21 protein-coding genes and 1 pseudogene are annotated in these 24,883 nt (G+C 64.4%); 8 read left to right on the forward strand and 14 right to left on the reverse strand.

What is annotated here, in order from left to right:
* Positions 1-20 precede the first annotated feature (20 nt).
* From AC1DKQ_RS15435 to AC1DKQ_RS15460, 6 genes are read right to left on the reverse strand one after another with little or no spacing between them, the layout of a single operon-like run.
* On the reverse strand, positions 21-1,583 hold the full coding sequence (locus tag AC1DKQ_RS15435) for a GMC oxidoreductase (protein WP_476919492.1): 1,563 nt from the start codon (positions 1,581-1,583) through the stop codon (positions 21-23).
* On the reverse strand, positions 1,580-2,356 hold the full coding sequence (locus AC1DKQ_RS15440; RefSeq protein ID WP_476919493.1) for a TIM barrel protein: 777 nt from the start codon (positions 2,354-2,356) through the stop codon (positions 1,580-1,582). Before AC1DKQ_RS15440 ends, AC1DKQ_RS15435 begins: the two co-directional genes overlap by 4 nt.
* Before the next feature lie 30 nt (positions 2,357-2,386).
* Positions 2,387-2,758: a nuclear transport factor 2 family protein gene (locus AC1DKQ_RS15445; protein ID WP_476919494.1), complete on the reverse strand. Its 372-nt coding sequence runs from the start codon at positions 2,756-2,758 to the stop codon at positions 2,387-2,389.
* A gap of 6 nt (positions 2,759-2,764) precedes the next feature.
* The gene (locus AC1DKQ_RS15450) at positions 2,765-3,601 is read right to left on the reverse strand and encodes a carbohydrate ABC transporter permease (RefSeq protein ID WP_476919495.1); all 837 of its coding nucleotides are present in this window, start codon (positions 3,599-3,601) and stop codon (positions 2,765-2,767) included.
* A gap of 2 nt (positions 3,602-3,603) precedes the next feature.
* Positions 3,604-4,563: a carbohydrate ABC transporter permease gene (locus AC1DKQ_RS15455; RefSeq protein WP_476919496.1), complete on the reverse strand. Its 960-nt coding sequence runs from the start codon at positions 4,561-4,563 to the stop codon at positions 3,604-3,606.
* Between the two features lie 54 nt (positions 4,564-4,617).
* Positions 4,618-5,913 (reverse strand): ABC transporter substrate-binding protein, encoded by a 1,296-nt coding sequence (locus AC1DKQ_RS15460; RefSeq protein WP_476919497.1) that lies wholly within the window; start codon positions 5,911-5,913, stop codon positions 4,618-4,620.
* Positions 5,914-6,146: 233 nt separating this feature from the next.
* On the opposite strand from AC1DKQ_RS15460, the gene AC1DKQ_RS15465 reads away from it, so the two are divergent.
* Positions 6,147-7,091 (forward strand): LysR family transcriptional regulator, encoded by a 945-nt coding sequence (locus tag AC1DKQ_RS15465; RefSeq protein ID WP_476919498.1) that lies wholly within the window; start codon positions 6,147-6,149, stop codon positions 7,089-7,091.
* A 58-nt stretch (positions 7,092-7,149) separates the two neighbouring features.
* Here AC1DKQ_RS15465 and AC1DKQ_RS15470 read toward each other — a convergent pair whose 3' ends face one another.
* From AC1DKQ_RS15470 to AC1DKQ_RS15495, 6 genes are all read right to left on the reverse strand, one after another.
* Positions 7,150-8,628, reverse strand: a complete 1,479-nt coding sequence (locus AC1DKQ_RS15470) for a C-glycoside deglycosidase beta subunit domain-containing protein (RefSeq protein ID WP_476919499.1) — start codon at positions 8,626-8,628, stop codon at positions 7,150-7,152.
* A 31-nt stretch (positions 8,629-8,659) separates the two neighbouring features.
* Positions 8,660-9,952 carry a C-glycoside deglycosidase beta subunit domain-containing protein gene (locus tag AC1DKQ_RS15475; RefSeq protein ID WP_476919500.1) on the reverse strand — a complete coding sequence of 431 codons (1,293 nt, stop codon included), beginning with the start codon at positions 9,950-9,952 and terminating at the stop codon, positions 8,660-8,662.
* A 172-nt stretch (positions 9,953-10,124) separates the two neighbouring features.
* Positions 10,125-11,603 carry an HNH endonuclease signature motif containing protein gene (locus AC1DKQ_RS15480; protein WP_476919501.1) on the reverse strand — a complete coding sequence of 493 codons (1,479 nt, stop codon included), beginning with the start codon at positions 11,601-11,603 and terminating at the stop codon, positions 10,125-10,127.
* A gap of 41 nt (positions 11,604-11,644) precedes the next feature.
* Entirely contained in the window at positions 11,645-12,517 is an 873-nt protein-coding gene (locus tag AC1DKQ_RS15485; RefSeq protein WP_476919502.1) for an aminoglycoside phosphotransferase family protein, read from the reverse strand.
* Positions 12,518-12,761: 244 nt separating this feature from the next.
* Complete coding sequence (locus AC1DKQ_RS15490; RefSeq protein WP_476919503.1) at positions 12,762-13,067, reverse strand: hypothetical protein; 306 nt, start codon at positions 13,065-13,067, stop codon at positions 12,762-12,764.
* Positions 13,068-13,203: 136 nt separating this feature from the next.
* Complete coding sequence (locus AC1DKQ_RS15495; protein WP_476919504.1) at positions 13,204-14,472, reverse strand: COG4705 family protein; 1,269 nt, start codon at positions 14,470-14,472, stop codon at positions 13,204-13,206.
* Positions 14,473-14,600: 128 nt separating this feature from the next.
* On the opposite strand from AC1DKQ_RS15495, the gene AC1DKQ_RS15500 reads away from it, so the two are divergent.
* Positions 14,601-15,299: a response regulator transcription factor gene (locus AC1DKQ_RS15500; RefSeq protein WP_476919505.1), complete on the forward strand. Its 699-nt coding sequence runs from the start codon at positions 14,601-14,603 to the stop codon at positions 15,297-15,299.
* Entirely contained in the window at positions 15,296-16,672 is a 1,377-nt protein-coding gene (locus AC1DKQ_RS15505; protein ID WP_476919506.1) for a sensor histidine kinase, read from the forward strand. Before AC1DKQ_RS15500 ends, AC1DKQ_RS15505 begins: the two co-directional genes overlap by 4 nt.
* A 74-nt stretch (positions 16,673-16,746) precedes the next feature.
* Here the strand turns inward: AC1DKQ_RS15505 and AC1DKQ_RS15510 are convergent, their stop codons facing one another.
* Positions 16,747-17,700: a LysR family transcriptional regulator gene (locus tag AC1DKQ_RS15510; protein WP_476919507.1), complete on the reverse strand. Its 954-nt coding sequence runs from the start codon at positions 17,698-17,700 to the stop codon at positions 16,747-16,749.
* A 142-nt stretch (positions 17,701-17,842) separates the two neighbouring features.
* Between AC1DKQ_RS15510 and AC1DKQ_RS15515 the strand changes: the two genes are divergently transcribed.
* The 5 genes from AC1DKQ_RS15515 (at position 17,843) to AC1DKQ_RS15535 (ending at position 24,602) form a co-directional block, all read left to right on the forward strand.
* Positions 17,843-18,985, forward strand: a complete 1,143-nt coding sequence (locus AC1DKQ_RS15515) for a PrpF domain-containing protein (RefSeq protein WP_476919508.1) — start codon at positions 17,843-17,845, stop codon at positions 18,983-18,985.
* Positions 18,986-19,020: 35 nt separating this feature from the next.
* The gene (locus AC1DKQ_RS15520) at positions 19,021-20,106 is read left to right on the forward strand and encodes an ABC transporter ATP-binding protein (RefSeq protein ID WP_476919509.1); all 1,086 of its coding nucleotides are present in this window, start codon (positions 19,021-19,023) and stop codon (positions 20,104-20,106) included.
* Entirely contained in the window at positions 20,106-21,914 is a 1,809-nt protein-coding gene (locus tag AC1DKQ_RS15525; protein ID WP_476919510.1) for an ABC transporter permease, read from the forward strand. Before AC1DKQ_RS15520 ends, AC1DKQ_RS15525 begins: the two co-directional genes overlap by 1 nt.
* Positions 21,911-23,029: an ABC transporter substrate-binding protein gene (locus tag AC1DKQ_RS15530; protein WP_476919511.1), complete on the forward strand. Its 1,119-nt coding sequence runs from the start codon at positions 21,911-21,913 to the stop codon at positions 23,027-23,029. Before AC1DKQ_RS15525 ends, AC1DKQ_RS15530 begins: the two co-directional genes overlap by 4 nt.
* Before the next feature lie 130 nt (positions 23,030-23,159).
* On the forward strand, positions 23,160-24,602 hold the full coding sequence (locus tag AC1DKQ_RS15535) for an SLC13 family permease (RefSeq protein ID WP_476919512.1): 1,443 nt from the start codon (positions 23,160-23,162) through the stop codon (positions 24,600-24,602).
* A 54-nt stretch (positions 24,603-24,656) separates the two neighbouring features.
* Here AC1DKQ_RS15535 and AC1DKQ_RS15540 read toward each other — a convergent pair.
* A pseudogene (locus AC1DKQ_RS15540) lies at positions 24,657-24,791 on the reverse strand (short-chain dehydrogenase); the annotation flags it as partial.
* Positions 24,792-24,883: the final 92 nt, after the last annotated feature.

Genomic DNA, 24,883 nt, shown 5'->3' on the forward strand with positions numbered 1-24,883 from the left:
GGCCGGTAGCCACTTCTTCATTATTTAGTCAGTCTATTGTCTGATTCGGACATAAGTAAAGCGCTTGCGAGTTCTTCCGCGATCCGCCGCGCACCGCGCACCGCGAGCGCCACTGCCGTGAGGGTGGGGTTGCACGCGGTGGCCGTGGGTATGACGCCGTTGCCGGCGACGAAGAGGCCGGGAGCCTGCCACACCTGGCTGTCCGGAGAGCACACGCTCTCGCCGTCGTCCGCCGCGCCCATGCGCGTTGTGCCCTGGTAGTGGAGCGACGATCCCGGCGGGAGGACGAAGGGGCGCTCGTCGAGCGGTTCACCCACCGCCTTGCCCAGGCGGACAATCTCCTGCTTGGCGCGTTCCAGCACCTCATGGTCCCGTTCCGTGAGGCGGTAGTGGACGCGCATGGCGGGCATTCCGTACGAATCGCGGGCATCGTCGTCGAACGCCACCCGGTCCTCCCGCTGGAGATCCTTCGCGCAGAACAGGCCGAGCCCGACGATCGACCCCGGGATGATGGGGTCATCCTCAGCCAACGGGATAGGGGAAGCATCCAGCTGCATGATCTGGCCGTGGAACGGCGCTTCGTCAGTGTACGGAACCCACGCCACGCCGCTTTGCTCGCTGAGCGCGCCGTCCGCAGCCGCCGGGCCCTGCTCGACCTTAACGTCACGCAGCCTGCTCGCGAACACTATCTGCGTCTGGTCGTTGAGATAGCGGCCCAGGGCTGCGGGTCTGATTCCAGAGGCCCACAGCAGTTGCGGCGTGCGCAGGGCGTCCGCCCCCACCACAACGTAACGGGCAGCCACCTGATGGATTTCACCGCTGCGCCGGTCCTGGACTTCAATGCCGGCAGCCCTGCCGTCGTCATCGACGAGCACACGGGTCACCAGCGACTCGTCAAGAAGTTCAAAGTGCGGGTTTTCCCGGGTCACGTCCCCCATCACGACGTCGGAACCTGACCATACGAGGCCGCCGTCCTCCCGGCGGTGCACGGCGAGCGGCATGGGCTGGGCGCGCTGGGCCCGGTCCCGGCCGTCATCCACAGCGGCTGCAAGGCGTCCGCGGACGAGGTCTGAGAACGGGGCACCGTCAAAGGCGTTGGTGGTCACCCCCAGCAGTCGCTCGGCGTCATCAAGAAGCTGCTCTAGATCGGGCAGGAACGCGATGCGCTCCTGCCCGCCCGGGCGCGGGCAGGCGGCGGTCCAGTGGGCCGCCATGCCGCCTACATTGCTGGACATGGCGGCAACGGGCATCCCGTCTTCTCCGGGGAACGCGTAGCCATCCGGCAGCAAGTAGGTGCCGGGCCGGGCGCGGCGCTCTCCGCTTTTGACGGCGCCGGGCGAGTTCACCGTTTCGGCACCGGCTCCCGGGCCTTCCGATGCCCGCTGGGCAAGGCTACGGCGCTCGGGATCCTCGATGTTCTTAACGTGCGCCCCGGGCGGGTTACTGACCGTGGGGCCCACTTCGAACATGGCGATGGTAGTGCCGGGCGCGTCCTCGCTGAGGATCCGTGCGTATGTCGACGCCGTCGGGCCGCTGCCAACGATGGCCACATCGACGGCGTCGGGGTACCGGTTGCTGCTCACCGCCCCGCCACCAGTTCCTGGATGCGCCGCAGGGACTTTGCCGAGTCGATCGTCGGGTAGTACTCAAGCCCGACCGGGCCCCCGTAGCCGCTGTTCTGCAGGTCTGCGAGCCGGGCGGTCCAGTCGATGGATCCCGAGCCGGGTTCCCCGCGGCCGGGCGCGTCAGCGATCTGCACGTACTTGATGAGATCGCCGGCGTTGGCGAGCTCGGCGGCCACGTCCTCGCCCTCGACGGTGGAGTGGTACAGGTCGTAGAGGACGCCGAAGTTCGGGGAGTTCACGCCGCGGGCGACATAAACGGCTTCCGAGGTCCGGTCAAGGAGCGCCCCAGGGTGATCCACCCTGACGTTCACCGGCTCGAGGACTAGGGTGATGCCGGAACCCTCGATATGCGCGACGCCGCGGGTGAAGATCTCGATCAGTTCGTCAAGCTGGTCCTGCCGCTTGCGTCCGCCGAAGCCGGTGCCGCTGCCCACGACGATGCGTGGGCAGCCGAGCTGCTGCGCCACCGCCACTCCGGCGTCCAGCCCCTCGTAGAAGGGCTCGTGGTTGCGAGGCGGGATCATGAACTGCATGCGCGGCTCCGCCAACTGGGCGGTGAGCTGGACTCCGGTTTCCTCGAGTGCGTCCTTGAGGGCCGGAATGTCCTTGCCCGTCGGGCCCCACATCTCGACGGCGTCAAAGCCGGCGGCGGCTGCAGCACGGACCCGGTCCGCGGCACTTTCGCCTGTTTCGGCGAACAAAAGGTCGATATTGGGCGAAAGCTGGAACATGGGTGTCTCCTGGAGAGTTGCAAGGGTGGTCTAAAACATGGGGTGGTCGTGGACCGGATGCTCCGGAACCGGTTGAAGCACGTCCCAGTGCTCAACAATTCGCCCGTTTTCGAAGCGGTAAATGTCGGCGACGGCGGCGTCCGGACGCCCGGGACCTGAAGCGCGTACATGCACCAAAGCCAGGTCACCGTCCACCAGGATGCGCTGAACCTCGAACCGGGCGTCTGGCGATCCGTCGAACTTCGGCGTCAGCATTCTTACTGCCGCCTCAGGCCCGTCAGGAATGGTCGGGTTGTGCTGCCGGTAGTCGCCGGCCACAAGGAAGTCGAAGGCTTCACGCACCCGTTTTTGGGTGTAGAAGATCTCCACGAAACGCTGGAACGCTGCGCGGTTGTCACCCATCCCGGGTCAGCCCTTCAGGCCGCCGGAGAAGCCTTGGATGAACCGCTTCTGCGCGAAAAGGAACAGGGCAAGGATGGGAATCATGGAGACGATCACTATCGCGAAGATCGAGTTCCACTTAGAGACCAGGGAGCCGATGTAGTAGTACATCGCCACGGGCAGCGTCTGGTTCGCAGAGCCGCCCAGGAAGATCAGCGAGGTGAAGAAGTCGTTCCATACGATGAGCCCGGCGAAGATGGTGACGGTTCCTGTGGCGGGAGCCATCATGGGAAAGACAACCTTGGAAAAGACCTGAGTCTTGCTGGCACCGTCGATAGTTGCTGCCTCCTCGTAGTCGGTGCCAAGGCCACGGAAGAAGTTGGCATACAGGAAGATCGACAGCGGAAGGAGCATACCGGTGTACAGGATGATCAGGCCCCATGCCGAGCCAGTGAGCCCCATGGCGCGCGCACCCATGTAGAGGGGCACGGCGCCGAGCTGTCCGGGAAGGATGATGGCAATCAGGAAGAGGTAGTACGCGCCCTTGCTCCAGCGTCGCGTGCTGCGGGAGATGACGTATCCGGTAATGGAACCAAGGGCGATGAGTCCGACGATGCTCCCCGCGGTGATGATGATGCTGTTCACAAGCCCCATCACAACGTTGGAGTTACCTGTGGCCGTCAGAACAGCCACGAAGTTGCTGAAGTCCGGGTTCTTCGGCGGGGCCAAGGGTGACGATGTGTACATCTCGCTGTCGGGCTTCAGGGCGGTAGTCACCAGGAAGTAGAACGGTGCGAGGAAGACCAGCGCGAGAGCCCAAAGGCCAATTTCGCGGAGCAGGGTGAGCTTGGTGTAGCGGAACATTTTCAGTCCTCGGGGTTCGATCGCGTCAGCCGCTGCTGAATAACGGCGAAGAACAAAATGATGGCGGCGAGCACTAGTGCCAGGGCGGCACCGCCACCGAAGTTTCCAAGTGCAAATGCCTGTTTGTAGACCTGGGTGGCAAGCGTTTCGGTTGCACCGGCCGGCCCTCCACTGGTCAAGGCCATGATGGGATCGAAGACCCGAAGCCCCTGAACGATTCCCAGCGTGGTTGCAATGGCGACGGCGGGGCGGATGGCTGGCAGCGTGACGTTCCGAAAGCGCTGCCACAGGTTGGCGCCGTCGATGGCGGCTGCCTCCTCGACCTCCACCGGAACGCCGGCCAGTCCAGCCATAAAGATCACCATGGCGAAGCCGGTGGAGCCCCAGACGAGTACCACCAGCACCGTCCAGATAGCCCACTGCGGGTCCGCCAGCCAGGGTTTGGCGAGGTCACCGGCACCGATTGAGGTGAGGAAGACGTTGATGGGCCCGTCGAAGTCGAAGATGTACTTCCAGACGTAGGCCGTGGCCAGCGGACTGAGCACCACGGGCATGAAGAAGAGGGTCCGGAGGATGTAGCGGGTTTTGATGATCCGGTTCAGCCCGAGGGCGATGACGAGTCCGGCTACATTCCCGAGCAAGACCGAGCCGAAGGCCAGGAAGAGGGTATTGAGCAGGGCACCGAGCCTAGTGGGGTCCTTGAAAATCGTTTCGAAGTTCTGCCACCCCACCATCTTGAACGAGCCGATGCCTGTCCAGTTGGTGAAGGCGAAGAATCCGCCGACACCCGTTGCCACGTAGTGGATGGCAATGACCAGGACAATCCCCGGCAGAGCCCACCACCAATGTCCGAACTCTAGGGCCCGGCCCCGGGGACGGGCGATTGGGCCCGCCCCCGGGGTGCGCCTGCCTCGCCGGGGTGCTTCAGCTGCTTCGCTTTTTGTTTGAATCGTCGCAGTCATGGTTATCCTTGCTTGTCCCTTTGAGTCATCCGAACTTAAGTGATGTGAAAACTGTTACTGTCCCCAGGCTGTATCCATGGCCTGGAGTACCTGGTCAGCAGTCTTCTGGCCGGTGATGAGGCCCTGGACGCCGGTGGCGAGCGCGTCATACACGGCGGAGTTGGACCACTGGCTATTCGGCAGCGGACCGTACTTTCCATCCTTGATGAGGTCGCCGACGTTCTTGTAAGCACTGCCACTGAAGTCGTAGCTGTCCAGGCCGGTAACCGGCAGGGCGCCATCGATTTCTGCGAAGCCCTTGGTCTGCTCTGCCTGGGCCGCCCAGTCGAGAAACGCCTTGGCGGCATCCTTGTTCTTAGACGCCGCGTTGATGGAAAACGCGTAGTTCGCGCTGGCGAAGACGAAACCCTTACCCGAGCTCTTTTCTGCCGGCAGCGCGCGCACATCGAAATCGGACTCGGCAGCGGCGGACTTCAGCTGCTTCCAGCTGGGTCCGGGGATGAAACCGGCAACCGAGGTTCCGCTGGCCATGCCCTTGGTGATGGCATCGAAGCCGGCACCTGCAGCGCCCTTCTGGAAGCAGCCCGCGTCATTGAGTTTGGTGACTGCCTCGAGGGATGCTTTCCAGCCGTCCGAGCCAGCGAAGGTGGTCTGGTTGGCGGTTCGCTTTTCGTTCCACTTCGGGTCTTCCGCGTAGACCCGTGACGCTGCGAGGGACATGGCCATCAGGCCGGTGTTGGGAGCAGCGGAGCCGGCCAAGGCGATGAACGACTTGCCGGACGATGCGAGTGACTTGCACTGATCTTCAAGGGCCGCAAAATCTGACGGGAAATCTGCAATGCCGGCTGCCTTGGCGGCCGTCTCGTTGGCCACCAGGCCAACCACCGTGATTTCCGCAGCCTGGCCGTAGACCTTTCCGTCGGCTCCGAAGAGGGTCTCGCTGCCCTTGGGAACAAGTACCTTTGCGGCGTCATCCAGAGGCTCAAGAAAGCCTGCCTGAACGAGCGGCAGGATGCTCCGGCCGGTGCCGGAACCCGGCGAGGTCACTACGACGTCAGACGCGTTTCCGGCCTGGAGCTGGGTGCGGAGGGTCTGGTCATAGGAGTCATTGGGCTGCGGGTTGAACGTGATCTTGACGTTCGGATTCGACTTCATGTACTTCTCAGCCAGCACCTGGTACGGGCTCTCAACAGTGTTGGACGTGGCGAAGGACAGGGAAAATTCCTGAGGGCCACCTGCAGGGGAACTGCTGCCGGCGGGGGCCGAGCAGCCGGTGAGGACGAGGGCTGCGATCGTCGGGACGGCGAGGGCGCCGACCTTCAGAGCCGAATAGCGACGGTGCTGTGTCATGTCCAGCCTTTCTGACTTCATTGTCGAAGAATTTCCGGGAGCCGTGACCCCGGTCACTCATCAGTATGCAGGAGATGTGCCGAAAAAGCACATAAGTCTTGTCGATGACAGACATAAGTTTGACGGGGGTCGCAAAAGCCTCTTTGCATAGAAGAGCATGATGTGCACCGCCCAAAGCATCGATGCCACTGATACAGTGGGCAATCTAGTTCACCGTTGAAGGAATGCCCGCCGTGACGAACCATGTCCTGCTTTCCCGGCTAGACCTGAATTTGCTGATCTCCCTGGATGCCCTCATTACTGAACGGAGCGTGACCAGGGCGGCCGAACGGCTGCACCTCAGCCAGCCAGCGCTCAGCGCATCGCTCGCCCGGCTCCGATCCCACTTCGGGGACCCGCTCCTGGCCCGTCGCGGAAATGCTTACGAGCTCACCCCCTTCGCCCTGCGGCTCGCGGAGCACACCACCACCGCGCTCGAGGCCGCACGCCGCGTCTTCGAAAGCCAAGCCACCTGGGAGCCCACGGAATCCGAACGCGAGTTCTCCATCTACGGCTCGGATTACGGATTCACTACCATCGGCCGGGTTGCTTCCGAGCTTGCAGCCGAGCGGGCGCCAGGGGTCCGCTTCCGGTTCATGCTCCACAACCCGATGGTGGTGGAGGATGCGGCCAACCGCCTCCGCTCCGTGGACGGCATGGTGATTCCCCATGGGTTCCTCAGCGGGCTCCCCTACCTGGACCTGTGGCGGGACGGGTGGGTGGCCGTGGTCTCCTCGTCCAACGAAGCCGTCGGTGAGCAGATCACCATGGAGAACATCGCCGAGCTTCCCTGGGTGATGACTTACCAGACCCGCTCGGCCTCGACCTCGGCGGAACGCCAGATCCAGCAGCTGGGTATTGAGCCGCGCGTGGACGTGGTGGTGGAAAGTTTCCAGTCGCTGCCTCATTTCGTGGTGGGGACTAACCGGATCGCGCTCATCCAGGCGGCGCTCGTCCCGTTCGCATTGCGGGTGGGCGGTGTGCGGATCCTGCGGCTGCCCTTCGATGCCACGCCGCTGGTGAATGCTTTATGGTGGCACCCCGTGCACAACCGCGATTCCGAGCACGAGTGGATGCGGGGCCTCTTCAAAGAGGCCGGGGACATCGTGGCAGCGGCTGCGACGAAGGAAGCCACTTAAAAGCCTCGATGCCCGCCGGATAACCGGGCGGGCACCAAGGGATAGGCGGTTTCCAGGATCAGGCTGAGGCCAACGCCGTCCGCATGCTCTTTCGGATGAGGTCGTGCTGCTGGCGGACCAGTAGCAGCGGATCCACCTCGCCGAGCTCGGCGAAGGCGTGGCCTTCCCACTCGCTGGACCAGTAGCCTCGGTAGCCGCCTTCGACGAATACGCGGACGAGTTCCGGATAGTCGATGGCGGGCTCGTTGCCCTGCTCATCAATGTCATAGAACTTTGCGTGGACGTGCATGATTTGCGGCATGATGTCAGCCCACTCCTTGGGGCTGACGTGGCCGTGCATATTGAAGGCCAGGTGGGCGAAGGACCCAAGCCGGGCAGGATCGAAGTCCCGTCCGCGCAGGTACGCAATAAACTCCTCCTGCCGCACCCGCATCGGGGCGTCGGTGGCCCAGATGGCCTGCAGCCTTTCGACGGCTTCGTCGTCAAGCCCAGCACGGCGGACCGCGCGCAGGAGCGTGGGAGACATGCTGTGCATGGTTGAGGAGAAGTCGGCCACGAACCCCAGCAGCGGTGAATCCAGCTCCGCGTAAACGTCGCGGACCTTCATGATTTCCGGTGAGTTGGGCCCCAGCGGCGCGTGGATCTCGTAGGCAAGCCTGAGCTCCAGGTTCTCGGCGAGCGGCAGGAGCCGGCGAAGCAGTTCGGGTTTGGCGCTCTGGATGCGGACGAGCGGGAAACCGAGCTTCTTGGCGCCGTGGAACAGCGTCTCGGTGAACTCGTATTCCTCGTCCGGCGTCATATCACGGTCCCGGCGCCGTCCCATGTCCAGGTTGGCACCGAAGGAGCTGGCGGTGAAGCCGTGCTTGTCGAAGGCCTTCTGCCACGAGCGCGCGAAGTCATCAGTCACGTTGGGATAGGTAGGCAGGACCTGGGATGCCACAATCTCGATCCCGGGGCCGATGCCCAGCTCGGCCACACGGTTCAGCAGCCCGTCAAAGTCGTACCAGCCGGCCCGGAATTCGGCACTTGCCGAGTACAGGGTGAGCCCCAGCGAGAACGGATCGTCCTCGGCTTTCGGCGGGGGCGGCGTGACCGTCGTGGTCAGTGCTGGTGCCGCCGCCGCCCTGTCCGTGGCGGTCAGCTCCAGTGTCTGGTTGACGAAGTTGGGGACGTACATGCCGGGGCCGCCGTCCTGGCCGGGGGCAATCTGCATGTAGGGCAGCCGCAGCTCACCGATGAGCTGGATGGTGTGCTGCTCGCCCAAGGCAACAGGGTGCTCCGTTTTGGCGATGAGCAAGGGATGTTCCTGGAGGTACCAGAGAGTTTCGCTCTGGGCGGGCAGGTCCGTAAGCCCGTAGCGGACACCGCTCAGTTCCAGGGCCAGGTCCTCGGCGCGGATGTCATGACCGTCGACGGTGAGCCGCAGGCTGGAGACCGAGGAGAGCCACAGGCTCCGGTACCACGGAAGAGTCAGGGCCAGCGCGAGGCCGTCGGGGTGGGTACGGAGGCTTGCATCGTCAAGAAGGCCGTTTGGCATTGTTGTTCCCTTTGCTGCGAGAGGGGATGGGTCAGCTGAGTTCGCCGGTGACGCGGCGGATCAGGGCGTGCTGGCGCCGCACTTGCTCGATGGCGCGCCACGGCGTGCGTTCGCCTTCGTATTCACTGGAGAGATAACCGGTGTAGCCGGTGTCCTTGAGGGCCTTGAGCACGGGCAACCAGGGAATCTGTTGGTCTTCCAGCTGCTCGTTGATGTCGTGGAACTTGGCCTGAACGAACACAACGTACTTCGCGATGTCCGCGAAGTCGGCGGGATCGACGCCGATGCCGTCAAGGAAGGCGGGCCGTGTCTCGCGGGTCTCCCCTTCGCGTAGAGGGATGGGCCGATCCTGGAAGATTCCGGTGTCGATGAGGAGTCCGAAGTTCTTGGTTCCGGTCCGTTCGATGAGTGCGATGTAGTCCTCGACAACGGGGTGTTTGATGGGCGTTGGCGAATGGATCTCCGGGCAGATGATGATCCCCAGCTCGTGGGCCAGATCAAGGGAGCGTTCCACGGACTCGGTCCAGATGGGGTCCGGGACCAGGTCGCTGGACACGACGCCGATCTTAGGGCGCACCAAGCCGAAGCCCAATTGGTTGGCAAGCCGCAGGTCCCGCTGCAGGGCATCAGCACCCTCGGCAACGGTCATGGTCCGTCCCGGGTGAAGACGGGTGTCAATCCAGGAGCCGTAGTTCGTGGGCTCCAGCGAGTACTTCTCCAGAAGGCCGAACCAGTTGTCGATCCAGGCGGGGGACGGTTCCGGATAGTTGGGGATGTGGCCCTCTCCGAGGATCTCGACGCCGGTGGCGCCTACATCCGCGACGGCGGCCAACGCCGTTTCCAGATCCATGACCGTGCCGTAGTCGCCCATGAAGCTGTACAGGGAAACGCCGTAGCGGAAGGAGCCTTCGCCGCCTTCCGGCGCTAGCGTCACCTTGCGGCTGGTCCGGTGCACGGTGGGCTGGTGCTCCAGCGGGATGTAGGACATGCGCAACCGCAGCTCGATGGAGAGTTCGTGGACGCCCTGCGGCAGGCCGCCATCGAGGGGAACGGTGACCACGGCAGCTTCGTCCAAGGGCCAGCGCACGCCGTCGCTGTCCCAGAGCTGCTGCAGGGTGTAGGTCCGCTCACCGAAAGTCCAACGCGGAACGTCAGGTCCGACGTCGACGATGTTGCCAATGCGAACGGCGATGCCTTCGATGAGGGACGCGGCCATGCCCCGGTAGGAAGGCATCCGGACCCGGAACTGAAAGCCGGTTACACGCCCGCCGTCCGTTATGTTGCGGAAGCCGACGGACTGTATGAGGTCTCTTTCGAGAAGCATCGTTGCTCACTCTCTTTAGGTGCAGATTTCAGAGTAGCAAGCATTCCGCCTGTTTTATACCTAAGTTAGCTCATAACCATCAAAAGTTACCAAGGCTCGGCGGAGGGTGCCAGGCCAGGGAGCCCGGTGGATGGAGGGCAGAGGGCAACGGCAGGAACTTGGAGCGCCGATCCTACGCCGCGATGAACAGTGCCCAGTCAGGAAAGGGATCCACGGGTAATGGCAGTTCGGTTTCTCCAGGTCCGACGGCGCCGGCAAGTTCGTCCGGCCAGTCGGGCGGTTCCAACTCCCGGCCTTCATCCTCGTGGCCGAGGTGCTGCGGCCAGTGTGGTGGTTCCCAGTCTTGTTGTTCGCTGGGATAGGAGCGTCCCGCGGGTGAGATCCAGCCGGGTGGCTGGTCCCGGGTCGCGTCAACCGGCCTCCACGCTGTGGTGTGTCTGAGCCGGTGGTGCCGACGGCATGGCTGGCCCAGGTTGGTAATGCCGGTGCCGCCTCCTTCGGACCAAGCCAAAACGTGATCCGCTTCGTTATCCAGGGAATGGTTATTACAACCCGGGAAAGGGCACCGGCCATCCCGAAGGCGCAACCATTGGTGCATCGCCTTCGGAACCCGGTAGCTGGTCCGTCCGATCTCCAGCGGTGCTCCGCTGCGCGGATCGGTCAGCACCCGTAGGAACGATCCGGCGCCATCCCCCACAAGCCGGCGGGCGATGCTCGGCGGAACGGGCCCATACCCGTCCAGCGTGGCCGGTTCCGTGGCCGCGCCCAAAAGAGACAGCACCGGCACGGTCACCAGGACCTGCGCCTTGGGTGACGGAGCTCCTTCCGCCACCCCCGCCAGCAGCCAGTCGGCGGCGACGTCCGCACGGAGCTGGGCCAGGGTCCGGGATTCATTCGGCTCCTGCAGGGCACGGGCCGCTTCCGTGGTACGGGACCATACACCCACCGCCACGTCCGCAGCCACATAGGCCGAGAGCCAGGCCATGCCGCCCCGGTCCGGCACATATTCCAGCCGGCGGTCCTCCACACCCCTGCGGTGCCGCGCTTCGATGCTTACAGGATGGTGCAGCTCACGCCATTTGCGCGCCTTGGCCCGGAACCTACCCGGCACCAGCTCCCCCGCCGGGCAGCCGCGCGCGGCAAAGGGAGCTTCGGGGTCCAGGAAATGAGCCTCCAAAGCAGCCGCCCCGGCAGGGTCCAGGCCGGACGTTTCATCACACATCACCCGCGCGTGTTGCCAAGAAATGCTCCCTGCCCGCAGCGCAGCCAACGTCAGGGGCAACCCGGTGGTCAGGGTGGCTGACTCCGCCAGGAGCGCCGCCGCTAATCTTTCACTCACGGTCAGGACGCAGGCCACCTCTGCTGTCAGCGCCATTTCCTGGGCGGTGCGCTCCTGCGGCGAGGCGGCTGGGCCCGTCATGGCGGCGGAAGCGCGGGCATACCCGGCGGCGAAGTGCACTTTCAGCGCGGCCAGCCTGGCTTCCACGCTGGCCACCTCAGCCATGCCGTCCAGGCACGCGTCCGCTTCATCCCGAAGAGGGTCAGCGCCAGCCGAGGCCGCGTTCCCGGCTCCGCGACCGGCAAATGCAGCCAACCTGGCAAGGGAGGCCTCCATGGCCTCCAATGTCTGTGCAGCTGCTTTGCCGTCCATACCCCCAGCATGATGGGAGCCACTGACATTTAACGCCGGCGTCAGAGTTGCAGGCTAAGTCCGTCAGCCAGGATCTGCCTGATCCCGAACTTTCCTACGGCGAACATCCGCGGATTGTCGTCGGAGTTGCTCAGCATCGCGGTGGACAGGAGGAGGGCCCAACCGCGCGCCCTCATCCAGATGTCCCCGTCCACCGCGGAGCCAAAGGCGCCCATGAAGCGGCGGCGGCTGCCGGCGTCGAACATCAGCCACGCCACCGCAAGATCGACAGCCGGGTCCCCTGCCCCGACGTCGCCGAAATCGATGACGCCCGCCAGGGAGCCGCGGTCCGCCAGCAGGATGTTGCCGGGGTGGAGGTCCCCGTGGAGCATCATCGCCGGACCATCCCAGGCTCTGGCGGCACAGGCCTGCGCCCACACTGCCCTCAGCGCTGCCGCCTGCGGGTAGCGTTCGTGGTCCCCGAGCCGTTCCACCAGCACAGCGTCACGCTCTGTCAGCGGCACACCCCGGAAAGGGTTCACCGGGACGCCGGTTTCGGCCGGCACGTGAAGGGACAGCAGGAAATCGGCCAGGCCTTTAGCCGCTGGCCCTCGGCCTGCCGGGCCGACGTCGGCCGCAGCAGCTCCCGGGACCCACCGCACGATGCTCCAGGGCCATGGAAAGTCCGACGTCGGCCTGCCGGCATGAACGGGGACCGGAACCGCAACCGGGGAGCGGCGAGCTATGTCGGGAAGGTAGCGCTGCTCATGCAGTACCAGCGGAACGGCCTCCGCCCTGCGCGGCAGCCGGACGGCCAGGCCGTCACCGAGCCGGAAGGTTGCGTTGTCCCAGCCGTTCGCAACCCGCGCTATCGGACAATCGCCGAGGTCGGGCCGCTGGTCCCAGACGAGGCGCTGGACTACCGCGTTACTCACGTCCACCGTGGCTGGCGGCATTCCCGCCATTCAGAAGTCCGCCTTCCATGTGCGCCTTCCTTGTGCCTGCAAGGCAGTCCGATCCTTTCGCTTGTCCGAATATAGTTCAAGGCCCCCAGAGGGGACGGCACGGACGGGGCGCGGAATGAGGTCATGGAATCGGACGACGGCGGGACGTCCCGCCGTCGTCCTGGGACAGCATGAAGTTGCGGCTAGCTCATCCGGCGGCCGGACAAGTCGGCGGTCAGCCCGCGCCCTGGCCCTCGCGGCCCACCTCTTCCAGAATCCTGGCGGTCGGCGCTGCCGTCATCAGCTGCCCTATCACCTCGGGTTTGTCCCACACCTGGCTGCGCAACTTGTCCAGAAAGCCGGTCGCGGCGTCCTTGGTGTCGAAGTCAAGGAGCACGGCCACGCTGTTCTGGTCCTCGGCATCCCGGAACAAGCGGACAGACCGGGCGCCCGAGGCGGCGCGGCCTGCGGGATCGGTGTCGAAGACTTTCTTGAATGCGTCGTAGTCCCGGACCGGGTAGCTAATCTGCAGGGTGAACATCGTCGTTCCTTTCCCTCGGGCTGATGGCAGGGACCACGATAGGCCGTCCAGCGTTATCCCGGTAGGGCCGGACGGTGGGCTTGATCGGGCGCAGGTCCGGGGTGCCACAACCGTCCCGTGGGGACCGGCGGGCTGCTCAGGCACCTCCGAGCGTTGCAAGGAGGTTCTTCAGGGCAGTCTGTTCGGTCGCCGGCTTGGGGTTGGGCGAGCGGACAGCGGACAGGACGGGATCGATCTGCTTGTCGATGTAGGTCCACGCGGTGCAGTCGGCAGCGTTCAGCGCAGATTGGTTGTCATCCCAGGCGGTCTCGAGATCGGTAACCCGGGCCGCGGCTGCGGCCTGGTCGCCCTTCTTGACGAACGCCAGGGTGTCGGAGGTGATGGTTCGGAACTCGGCCATGTTCGAGGCAGGGAAGTTTGCCTGCGCCGCCGCTTGGGCCTCGGGCTGGGTCGGCGCGGCGGAGCCGGCCTGGCAGGCTGCTGCAGGGCCTTCGTCGGCAAGAGCGCTCTTGTGCGGGAGGCTGCTGGTGTAGGCGAGGAGCATGATGGTGGCGACCGCGACACCTGCCAGGATTCCCAACGCGGTCCGACGACGTCCGGGGGTCACTGGAGGCGTTGCCGTGCCCGATGCGCGTTCGACTGTGTCGGTTTTACTGATTGAGAGATATACAACCGTGGCGAGGATGGCCAAGAGGAAGATGATGCTCGTGGTGAGCGTGCCCAGGCCCAGGCCGCCCTCGGGGGCTGTGAGACTGAGCCAGTCTCCGACATTCGCGCCCAGGGGACGGGTGAGGATGTAGGCAATCCAGAAGGCGAGTACCGGGTTGGCCCCGAATCGCCAGAGGGCGGTGACGATGCCGATGAGGATGAGGGGCAGCAGAATCGACGCGCCGGGTCCCCATCCGGTGAGATCGAGCGTCCAGTCGCCCAGGGCCGTGCCGAGGGCGAAAGTCACGAGGACAGCTAGCCAGTAGAACGCTTCGCGGGGCCTGGTGGTGATGCTGTGGATGGAGAGGGTCCGTTCTTTGACGAACCAGATGGTGAAGACCACAGCCAGCATCCCTGAGAATACGCTGGCGCTGATCCAGAGTGGCACGCCTGCCTGGTCTGTGAGCAGGTCGGTGTAGAGCGTTCCGGTGATACTCAGCAGAACCACCGTGAGCCAGTACGCGTCCGGGCGATAGCCTCGGAGCCTCATCTGCACGGCAAGTACGACGGCGGTCACTCCGGTGAAGATGACAGCTGTTTCAACCAGACCTACTCCCAGGGCTACGTTGATGAAGTCGGCGAAGCTCTCGCCGACCGTCGTGCAGAGGACTTTGATGATCCAGAACCAGATCGTGATCTCAGGAACCTTGCTCAGCAGCTTGGTTGGGGGCGGCGATGTCATCTCTCGGGTGCTCATGAACTGCACCCTTCCATTCGATGCTCCGGTGAAACTGCGAAAAAGGGTGCCCTGTCTGAGAATCCTCACAGACACGTCGATGGACACCGTGGCAACAACGCGGTGCCCGTTTCGGCGAGAATGGCTCCATGGCTGAACCTTGTGACCGTCCCGTACGAGTGCTGGTCGTCGAAGACGACACTGAACTTGGGCCCCTCCTCGCCCGCGGCCTCGGCGTCGAAGGTTACGACGCACGCTGGATCGAAGACGGCCTGACAGCCCTGATCTCAGCACAGGAAACGGACTACGGCGTCGCGATAATCGATGTGATGCTGCCGGGGATGTCCGGATTCGAACTCTGCCGCCGATTGCGCGAGGCGTCTCCCGCGCTCATCATCCTGATGCTCACGGCCCGGGACGACGTCAGCGACCGCGTGCGAGGGCTGGACTCCGGCGCCGATGACTACCTCACCAAACCCTTCGCTTTCAACGAGCTCGCAGCGCGTCTGCGGGCGCTCCGTCGCCGGGAGAGCCTGGCGCTCAGTCCCCGGATCGAGGTCGGTGAGCTGATCATCGACGGCCACAACCACCTCGTCCGAGCGGGCGGGAAGATGGTTCCGCTGAGCCCCAAGGAATTCGCGCTGCTGCGATTTTTGGCCCAACACGTCGATGAGACAGTGTCCCGGGAGAGGATTCTGTCGGAGATCTGGGGAAAGCTTCAGCGCGCAGATTCGAATATCGTCGATCAGTACATCAGCTACCTCCGCCGCAAGCTCGATCCCCTCCCGACCGGGGTGAGCCTGCGCACCGAACGAGGAATCGGTTTCCAGCTTGCGCGCGAGCTGTGAAGGCGGTTTCCAGGCTTTCCATCCGTACCCGGATCACGATGGGCACGCTGCTGCTGGCCGCCCTGTTCTTCGGTACCGTTGGCCTCGTCGTGCGGCAGCAGGTCGAGGGCATTATGCAAAACGCCGCTTTCGAAGTACTCCAAAGCGACGCCACCCAGTTCGAAACGGCCATTGAGCAGGAGCCGAACGAACCTCGCGACCATCCCGGTGAAGGTCAGCTCGTCGCAGTCATCGATCCTGCCGGAACCAGCCAGGTTTCGACGCTGCCGGCCGCCATCACCTCGAATATGGCACTTATCAACCGAGCCAGCACCGGCCCGCAGCAGCTCGTTGCGGGTGAGGCCACCTACTTGGTCGCCGTCGAAACCGTCCCGACCGGCGCCGGAAACTGGACTATCATCTCGGCCCGCAACCAGCAGGAATCTGATCTCGTCCTCAACAACCTCACTACGGGGGTGATCTCAGGCCTCGGCGCCCTCACGCTTCTGTTCGGCGCTGCCTCGTGGCTTCTGACAGGAGCTGCGCTCCGCCCGGTCACGCAACTGCGCCGAAGCGCGGAAGCGATCGTCGCGGCCGGCGCCGAGGACTTGCTGCCCGTGGGTCCGGCACGGGATGAGATCACCGGCCTCGCCGCGACCCTCAACCGGCTCATAGTGACCCTCCGGGCTTCGGCCTCCCGGGAACGGCAGCTGGTCTCGGACGCCAGCCATGAACTACGCACACCACTGGCAGTTCTGCAGGCGCAACTTGAGCTGCTCCGCGCCGGCGACCGCAGCAGCATTGACTCCGATATCCTCGGCGCCGAGCGGGCAACCACCCGGCTCTCCGAACTCGTTGAAAGCCTGCTGGAACTCTCGCGCCTGGATGCCGGACGCCCGCCAACGTCGGCCACCGTCGTGGGCGACCTCGTCGATGAGGCCGGGGAAGCCATCGATCGGGCGCGGCTCCGCGCCATGGGTGGGGACGTCGAAATCGAGCTGATCACACCCGACCACACAGACCGTGCCGCACCGACGCCGATGCCGGCTCTTCTCTACGGGAGGGTGCTCGATAACCTGCTCTCGAATGCCCTCCGCGCCGTCGACGGGAAAGGAAAGATCACCGCCACCATCACGCAGGAACTTTCCCACATCATCACCGTCATCACCGACACCGGCCCTGGCATCGACCCGGACTTCCTCCCCCACGCCTTCGACCGCTTCTCGCGGGACGAGAGCGTGCGCGGCACCGCGACCGGCTCGGGATTGGGTCTGGCAATCGTCGCGGCCGCCGCAGAATCAGTCCACGGCACCGTCACCCTAGAGAATGCAGCTACCTCCGGCCTTATCGTGAGACTCGAGATCCCCGTCCCCCAGGAACGCCCGGCGCAGTAGGTTCACAGCTGGCGGACGACGGCGGAACGTCCCGCCGTCGTCCGCGTACATTGGGTGCCGCTCCGCTTTTGAATTCAGATGTTGACCGAGCCGAGCTGGCCCGGTCGGCCGAAGGTCTGAGGCATCGCACGAGATGCCTCCCGCAGGGTTTGCTGGAAGCCGAGCATGGCTGGCGTCGACGTGCGCCCTTTAAGCTGTCCGAGCAGAATCCGGCGGACCGGGACAGGAATCCGCGGATCGAGCGGAACAAGCCTGACGTCGTCCCGCAGATTTGTGAGCGATAGCCGGGGGGCTAGGGCCACACCGAGTCCTGCCGCCACCATTGCCTGAGCTTCCTGATAGTCGTGGGCGTCATAGGAAATGTCTGGAGCGAACCCTGCCGCGTGGCAGCTTCTGGTCAGCACGTCCGCCACGGGGTGCCCGTCCGCACGGATGATCCACCGGGCCGCAGCGAGGGAGCTGAGATCCACCGGGCCGCTGCGCCCCACGTCACTGCTCCCCGCTACGACTAGGACGGTGGGATCGTCCACGAGCTTTTCGGTGTCGATTTCCGGGTCCGTGAATGGGCTCCAGTCGTATTCCCAAAGGAGGGCCAGCTCCACCTCGCGCATCAGCAGCAGTTCGCGCAGGGGGTCCCTCAATGCGCTCTTAACTGACACGGAAACGGCCGGATGCTCCCTGGCGAACTGGGTCAGAACCAACGGCAGAATGGAGGCGGAGGCCGTGGGGAAGGACCCGATCCGCAGGCTGCCGGCTCGCAGCCCACTTAGTGCGTCAAGATCGGACTGGGCGCCGGCCAGCTCCCGCCGGATGGACCGAGCCCTGGCCACCAGGGCAGCCCCCGCGTCCGTTAGAACCACGCCGCGGGCATGCCGTTCGAACAAGGTCTGCCCAGCCTCGGCCTCGAGCCGGCGCATTTGCTGGGAGACCGCGGACGTCGTGTACATCATCGCCTCGGCGGCCGCGGTCAGGGATCCATACTCGGCAATTTCTGCCAGCAGGAAAAGGCGGCGAACATCAAGCTCCATGACAAGAGTGTAGTTGAAGTTAAGCCACATAAAGAAAATGAACATTGTGCTCAACGCTGCAGGAGCCGAAAGTAGATATGACCGAGGCCACACAGGCGCCGTGGACGGCCCGGACCACAACTACTTTCGAATCGAGAATCCATTGAGAATCCCAGCAACCCTGGTCAGGGGCGGAACCAGCAAATGCTGGCTGTTCGACGGCCAGGACGTCCCGGCGTCGAGGGACCAGGTCGAGGCACTCCTCATTGACACTTTCAACGCCGCCGACCCCCGCCAGATCGACGGTGTCGGCGGGGCCACGTCCACCACCTCCAAGGCGGCCATCGTCTCGGCCGCCCCCGATGACGACGTTGATGTTGACTACCTCTTCGCGCAGGTCGGGATCGGCGACGGCCGCGTCGAATGGGGCAGCAACTGCGGCAACTGCGCGACGGCCATTGCCCTCTACGCGGTGAGCCACGGTTTTGTGCGGACCACACCGGGAACCACCCTCGTCCGCATGCGCAACCTGAATACCGGCACACGGCTCGAAGCCGACGTCGCCACACCGGACGGAAAGCTGCCAGTCTTTGGCGAGGCGCAAGTCCCTGGCACCCTGGCCACAGGGGTGCCCGTCACCCTGGCCTTCCTCGACCCCGCAGGCGGCAGCACCGGCTCTGCGCTGCCCACCCGGCACGCACGCGAAGAACTTTCCGTAGACGGCCGAAACTATCTGGTCTCCATGATCGACGCCGGAGCACCGATGGTTCTGGTGGCGGCCGAGTCCCTGGGCCTCACCGGAACCGAGAGCCTGGCCGAACTCTCAGAGTTCGTGCCCCTGCTCACCGAAATCCGAAGCGCTGCCGCCTTGCGCATGGGGCTCCGGGCCGCCGGCTCCCCGGTTGACCATGCGGTGCCCAAGGTGGGGATCGTCGGCCCCGCGGCGGACTTCCTCACCACCAGTGGCCAGCACATCAGCGGCTCGGCCTACGACGTCTCGATCCGGACTCTGTCCATGCACGCCCCCCACCCGGCAATCGGGCTGACGTCCGCCGTCGGCATCGCCACCGCTGCCATCACCGCAGGCACTGTAGTCAACGCCGCCCTGGCCGGCGGCGCGATTCAGACCGCTCCCGACGCCGTTACCCACCTCCGGATCGGCACTGCGGCCGGCATCATCGCCACCGTCGCCACTGTCGACCCGTTCGGGCGACCTGCCCGGATCGGACTCGAACGGGCCGCCCGCGTCATCAGCGAATCCATCATCTTTACCCGCGCGACCGCCGCCGTGCGGGCCAGCGCCTAACTACGCACAAATAGACCTGACAAAGGAGTCGGACAATGAAAGTCACTTTGGAGAACATCGACCTGAAATACGGCGATACCTACGCTGTCCAAGGCGTCAACGCCGAAATCGAGGACGGACATTCCCTGGTGCTGCTGGGCAAGTCTGGCTGCGGCAAGACCAGCACCATGCGCTGCATCGCCGGACTGGAAACCCCTGTCCGCGGCAGAATCACCATCGGGGACCAGGTGGTGTTCGACAGCGAAAAGAACATCAATGTTCCCTCCCACAAACGCAACGTGGGAATGGTGTTCCAGTCCTACGCCGTGTGGCCGCATCGAACCATCTTCGAGAATGTCGCCTTCCCGCTCCAAATGAAGAAACTGGGCAGAAAGGAAATTGCAGAGCGCGTCGATGAGGCACTCCACCTGGTGGGTCTGGACGGGTTCCAGAAACGCGGCGCCAGCCTCCTCTCCGGCGGCCAGATGCAGCGAGTGGCCTTGGCCCGAAGCCTGGTGATGCGCCCCAGCGTCCTGCTGCTGGACGAGCCCCTCTCCAACCTGGACGCCCGGCTCCGGGACCGCCTGCGGATCGAACTCCGCGCGCTGCAGCAGAAGCTGAACCTGACCTGCGTCTACGTCACCCACGACCAGGGCGAAGCCCTGGCCCTCGCGGACCGGATCGCCCTCATGCAGAACGGCAAGCTCGCCCAGGTGGGAAGCCCCGGCGAAATCTACGAAAACCCGGCCAGCGCCTCAATCGCGGACTTTCTGGGTGTCACCAACATCTTCCCGGTGCTCAAGAACGGCCACCCCGGAACGTACAAGATGGCGGAGCACAGCCTCGAACTGTCCACCGTCGAGTACACGCTCGACGGCGACGCCGTCAAGGCCTGCATCCGCCCGGAGGACGTCATTGTCTCCGCTCAACGGCCAGACGCTTACTCCAACAACTGGGCCGGTGAGGTCTCGGTGGCCAGCTACCAGGGCTCAAACGTGCGCTACCTGATCGAGCTCGACGGCGGCCCCGCCATCGAGGCCCTCGTTTCCCGTCGGGACGGCGCGCCAGCCGAAAAAGGCAACAGGGTCTGGGTCACAGCGAGCCCGTCCGACATCCAGGTCCTGCCCGCCGAGGTGGCCTGATGTCCGCCGCCACCACAGACCTCCGCAAGCGGCCAGATCAGCGGCCGGCCACGCCGCCCCCCGTGAAGCCCGGCCCGCAGCCCCGACGCCGGATGGGCGGCCAGCTCGGCCACCAGTTCAGGAAGTCCATGCCCACGTGGCTGATGCTGGCCCTGCTGACCATCCTGATCCTCATGCCCGTGGCCCTGATCCTTTTCTCGGCATTCAGCAGCTCCACACCCCGGCCGGGTTCGATCGGACTCAGCGGCCTGACGCTGGAGAACTTCAAGGTTCTCTCGTCCCACCAGTCAATGGTCGCACTGACTAATTCCCTGGTGGTGGCAACATCCTCTTCTGTGCTGGCCATGTTCATCGGGGGCACCTTGGCCTTCCTCGCGGCCAGGACCAACATCTGGGGCAAAGCCATCATCTACTTCATCGGCATCGCACCGATGTTCCTGCCCTCGCTGGTGGGCGCACTTGCCTGGTCGCTCCTGGCCGGACCCGCCACGGGCTACCTAAACCTGCTCACCCGCGGCATCGGCCTGGGCAACCTCTTCAATGTCTACACGATGCCTGGCCTGGTCTTCGTTCTGGCGTTGTACTACGCCCCCTATGCGTTCTTGCTCATCCACGGCGCCATGGCCCTCATGAACCCTGATCTGGAGGAAGCCGCCAGCGTCCACGGCGGCTCTCTCGGCAAGATCCTGAGCACTGTAACGTTCCCTCTCGTCACACCGGCGATTCTCGGTTCAGGCGTACTGATCTTTGCCCTGACCATGGAAAACTTTCCAGTCGCCCAGATGATCGGCACTCCCGGCCAGATTGAAACGCTTCCCACTTTCATCTACCGCCTGATGAACTCCGCACCGGCCAGGGGCAACGAGGCCGCGGCGGTCGCCGTCGTCCTGACCATCGTCCTGATCGCCGTCACCGCAATCCAGCAGCGCGTGGTGATGAAAAGGAACTTCACCACTGTTTCCGGCAAGGGCATGAAGCCCCGAATGATGGACATCGGGAAGCTCCGCGGCGTGGGCCTGACATTCGCTGTGGTGTATTTCGCCCTGGCAATCGTGCTGCCGGTGGTGGCGCTGTTACTGGCCTCACTGCAATCCTCGCCCTACGTATCCAACCTGGGCCAGCTTTTCGGCGAAGACGCACTTTCCTTCTGGTCGCTCTTTCAGACGCTCCAGTCCGCCACATTCCTGGACGCGGCACGGAACAGCGTGCTGGTGGCCGTCTGCGTCGCAGTCCTGGGTGCCGCGCTGGCGTTCTACCTCAGCTACCTCGTGTACCGGACCAAGACCCCCGGCCGGAAGAGCCTGGAGTTCGTGGCAATGCTGCCGCTCGCCATCCCGGCGATCGTCATGGGCCTGGGCCTGCTGTGGACCTGGCTGGTATTGCCGCTTCCCGTGTACGGAACCATCGTTGTGCTGATCATTGCCTTTATCGCGATCTACCTGCCCCAGGGCTACCGGGGCATGTCCGCCAGCATCCTGCAGGTGGACAAGGACCTCGAGGACAGCGCAGTACTTCTTGGCTCCACCAGGGCCCGTGCGGTGACCTATGTGACACTGCCGCTGATGAAGACCGGCGTGATGTCCACCGTCCTGCTGCTGCTGATGCTGGCGATGCGGGAACTGTCCGCCGCGTTGTTCCTTTTCACCTCCAACACCCGGCTCCTGGCGATTGTGGTCTTTGACAACTACGACAACGGCGCGCTGCGCTCCGCAGCATCGACGAGCCTGCTCTACATCCTGGTCATCCTGGCCCTGGTGGTCATCGCGAAGGCCTTCGGCGCCCGCGCAACCAACGGAGAAGCACGATGAAAAACATCCTCAAGACGACGACGTCGGTGCTGGCCGCCGCCGCACTGGCGGTCACCGCCGGTGCCTGCAGCGCCCCCAAGACCGTCACCCTGGTCAGCAAGGCCGAATCCCTCTCCACTACCTCCGAACTCGTGATCAACGGGCAGACCGTGGCAGACCGCGAGCTGTTCACCAAAGCCAAGGCCGAGGGGTCCATCAGCCTCTACAGCGGCTACGTGGAAAACAGCGAGAAGGAAGTCATCAAGGCCTTCACGCAGGACACCGGCATCAAAGTGAACCTGGTCCGGCTGGTACCCAACCGTTTGCTGGAGCGCGTTCTCAGCGAACAGGGCGCCAACAAGCTGGGGGCCGACGTCATCCGCACTTCCGAGTTCTCGTCGGTATCAGCCATGAACAAGGCCGGCGCCTTCACGCCGCACAAGGTGCCCAACTTCGACCAGTTGGATGCCACCGTGAAGTACGACGCCGGGAAGTTCTACCGGGTCTTCGACCCGGCCTTCACCTTTGCCTACAACACAGCCCTGGTCAGCGAGGCGGACGCCCCAAAGTCCTGGCAGGACCTGCTGGATCCGAAGTGGAAAGGAAAGATCGGCACCACTCAGGTCGGCGCCGGCGGCAGCTCAGCATCCCTGGTGCGCTTCCAACTCGACGCCCTCGGCGAGGACTACCTCAAGGGATACGCAGCCCAGCAGCCACGGATCTTCGATTCCTCCGGTGCACAGCAGGAAAGCCTGTCTCGCGGTGAAATCCAGGTGGCCACGGCCGTGGTCAGCAGCGTCAACATCGCGGCAAACAACAACGCGCCAGTGAAGTTCGTGGTCCCCAAGGAGGGATTCGCGCTCTACGACTACTTCCTGGGCATGACCCCCACGGCCCAGCACCCAGCCGCTGCCCAGCTGTTCATGAACTGGAACCTCAGCAAACGCGGAGCCAGCGTCTTCTCCCAGATCGGCGAATACCCGGCCGACTCGACCGCCCCGGCTCCCAAGGTGATGGATGTCCAGCTGCCGGCCATGAACACCGGGCTCCCCCACCGCGGATTGCCCGAGGATCTGGCCCACCACGGTAAGGAAGACCAGGCCACCTGGAACCGGATCTTCGGCTACATCGGCTAAATCCCGCAGACTGCAGCGGGGCGGCCAAGGCGGTCACCCGGATCGCCGACTCATCGCAACGACGGCCGCCCCGCTGTTTCAAACGCCTCCCTCGCCTCCCTCGCGGGAGCTACTCTCTCAGGAGACCATCATGACTAAGACTGCGCACCGCGCCACTGCCCCGGTGGGCGAGACCAGGGACGAGGGTCCCAAGCGTCGTGCCCGTCGCCGTATCCTACTGATGGCGGTGGCCGGTTTCGCGATCCTGGGACTGGCCGCCCTTCTGCTGGGCGGTGACATCTTCAACCCGGCGGCCACCACACGACCGGAGCCGACCATGACCGCTATCCAGATCATCCCGCTCGTCATCCTCGTCTTAATGTTCGTCGTCGCCACAAAATGGCCGCTGAACATCGGGGTGATGGGGCTGGTGGCATCTTTCGGCGTCGGCTACTTCATGCTCGGAATGTCCGACAGGGAGATCCTTAATGAGTTCCCTGCCAGCATCGTTGTGACGATCATCGGCGTCACCTACTTCTTCAGCATGGCCCAGCGAAACGGCACCATCGAAATCATCGTCCAGGCCTGCGTGCGCCTCGTCAGGGGCAAGACGCTGCTGCTTCCCTGGGTGTTCTTCCTGCTAGCTGCCGCACTCACGGCCATGGGCACCTTCTCCCCCGCCGCCGTCGCACTCCTGGCACCTGCGGCCATCACATTCGCCTACGAGTCGCGCATCCATCCCGTGCTCATGGGGGCTTTCATCATCAATGGAGCCCACGCCGGCGGTTTTTCTCCGTTGTCCGTGGCCGGCGTGCTGGTACACGACATCGCACTGCAAAACGGGTTTCCCATCGCTCAAGGCGCACTCTTCACCGCCAGCTTCGCCCTCAACCTCATCCTCACCGGGCTGACCATCGTCGTGTTCGCCCTTCTGGGCAGGCTGCGCGACGGTGAAAGCGGCCAGCATGTCGATCTGGACGCTGCTCGTACCGGTCGTCCCCACGGCCAGCAGGTCCTCACGCTCGCGCTGATCGCAGTGATGCTTGTGTGCACCCTGGGTTTCCACATGCCGATCGGATTTGTCGCCCTCAGCGCCGGCCTCCTGCTGGCACTGGTGAATATCAAGGAACACCGAACGTTCATCGGCGGCATCTCCTGGTCCACGGTCCTGCTGGTGGCCGGCATGATCACCTACGTCTCCCTGCTTCAGCACGTGGGCGTCATCGACACACTTGCCGAGCAAGCCCTGGCCTTGGGGGCACCGCTGCTGGTGGCACTCGTCCTCTGTTACGTGATTGGCGTCGGCTCAGCCTTCGCCTCCTCCACGGCTTTGCTGACCGCATTCATCCCGCTTGCCGGTCCGCTGCTGGCCACAAGTTCGCTGAGCGCCTCCGGAACGGTAGCGGCACTGGCCATCGCTGCCACCGTCGTGGATGTCTCACCGTTCTCCACCGACGGTGCGCTGGTGGTGGCCAACGCCCACGAGAAGGACCGGCAACGCGTCTACCGCCAGTTGATGATCTACGCCGGCGCAGTCGTGCTTGTCGCCCCAGCGCTGTCCTGGGCCCTGCTCGTACCCACCGGCAGAATGTGACCAATCCCGCCGTTGCCTGCTTCCGTTTTGGGCGCCGCTCCCCTACAGCACCGACTAGCCGCCGTCGGAGGCGAGGATGGCGCCGTTGATGTTGGTGCCGTCGTCGCTGAGCAGGAAGGTGATGGAGGCGGCGAGCTGCGCGGCGGTGGCGGGCGTGGGGACGGTCGCCTGCATCAGCGGGCCCAGGCGTTCGGCCGCGAGCTGGGATCCCAGCCCTAATCTCACCCCAGGGCCAGTTTCATCAAATTGGCATAGGGCTGCGCTACGGTTGGCAGCACAGT

Source organism: Arthrobacter sp. 05L421, assembly GCF_056397785.1.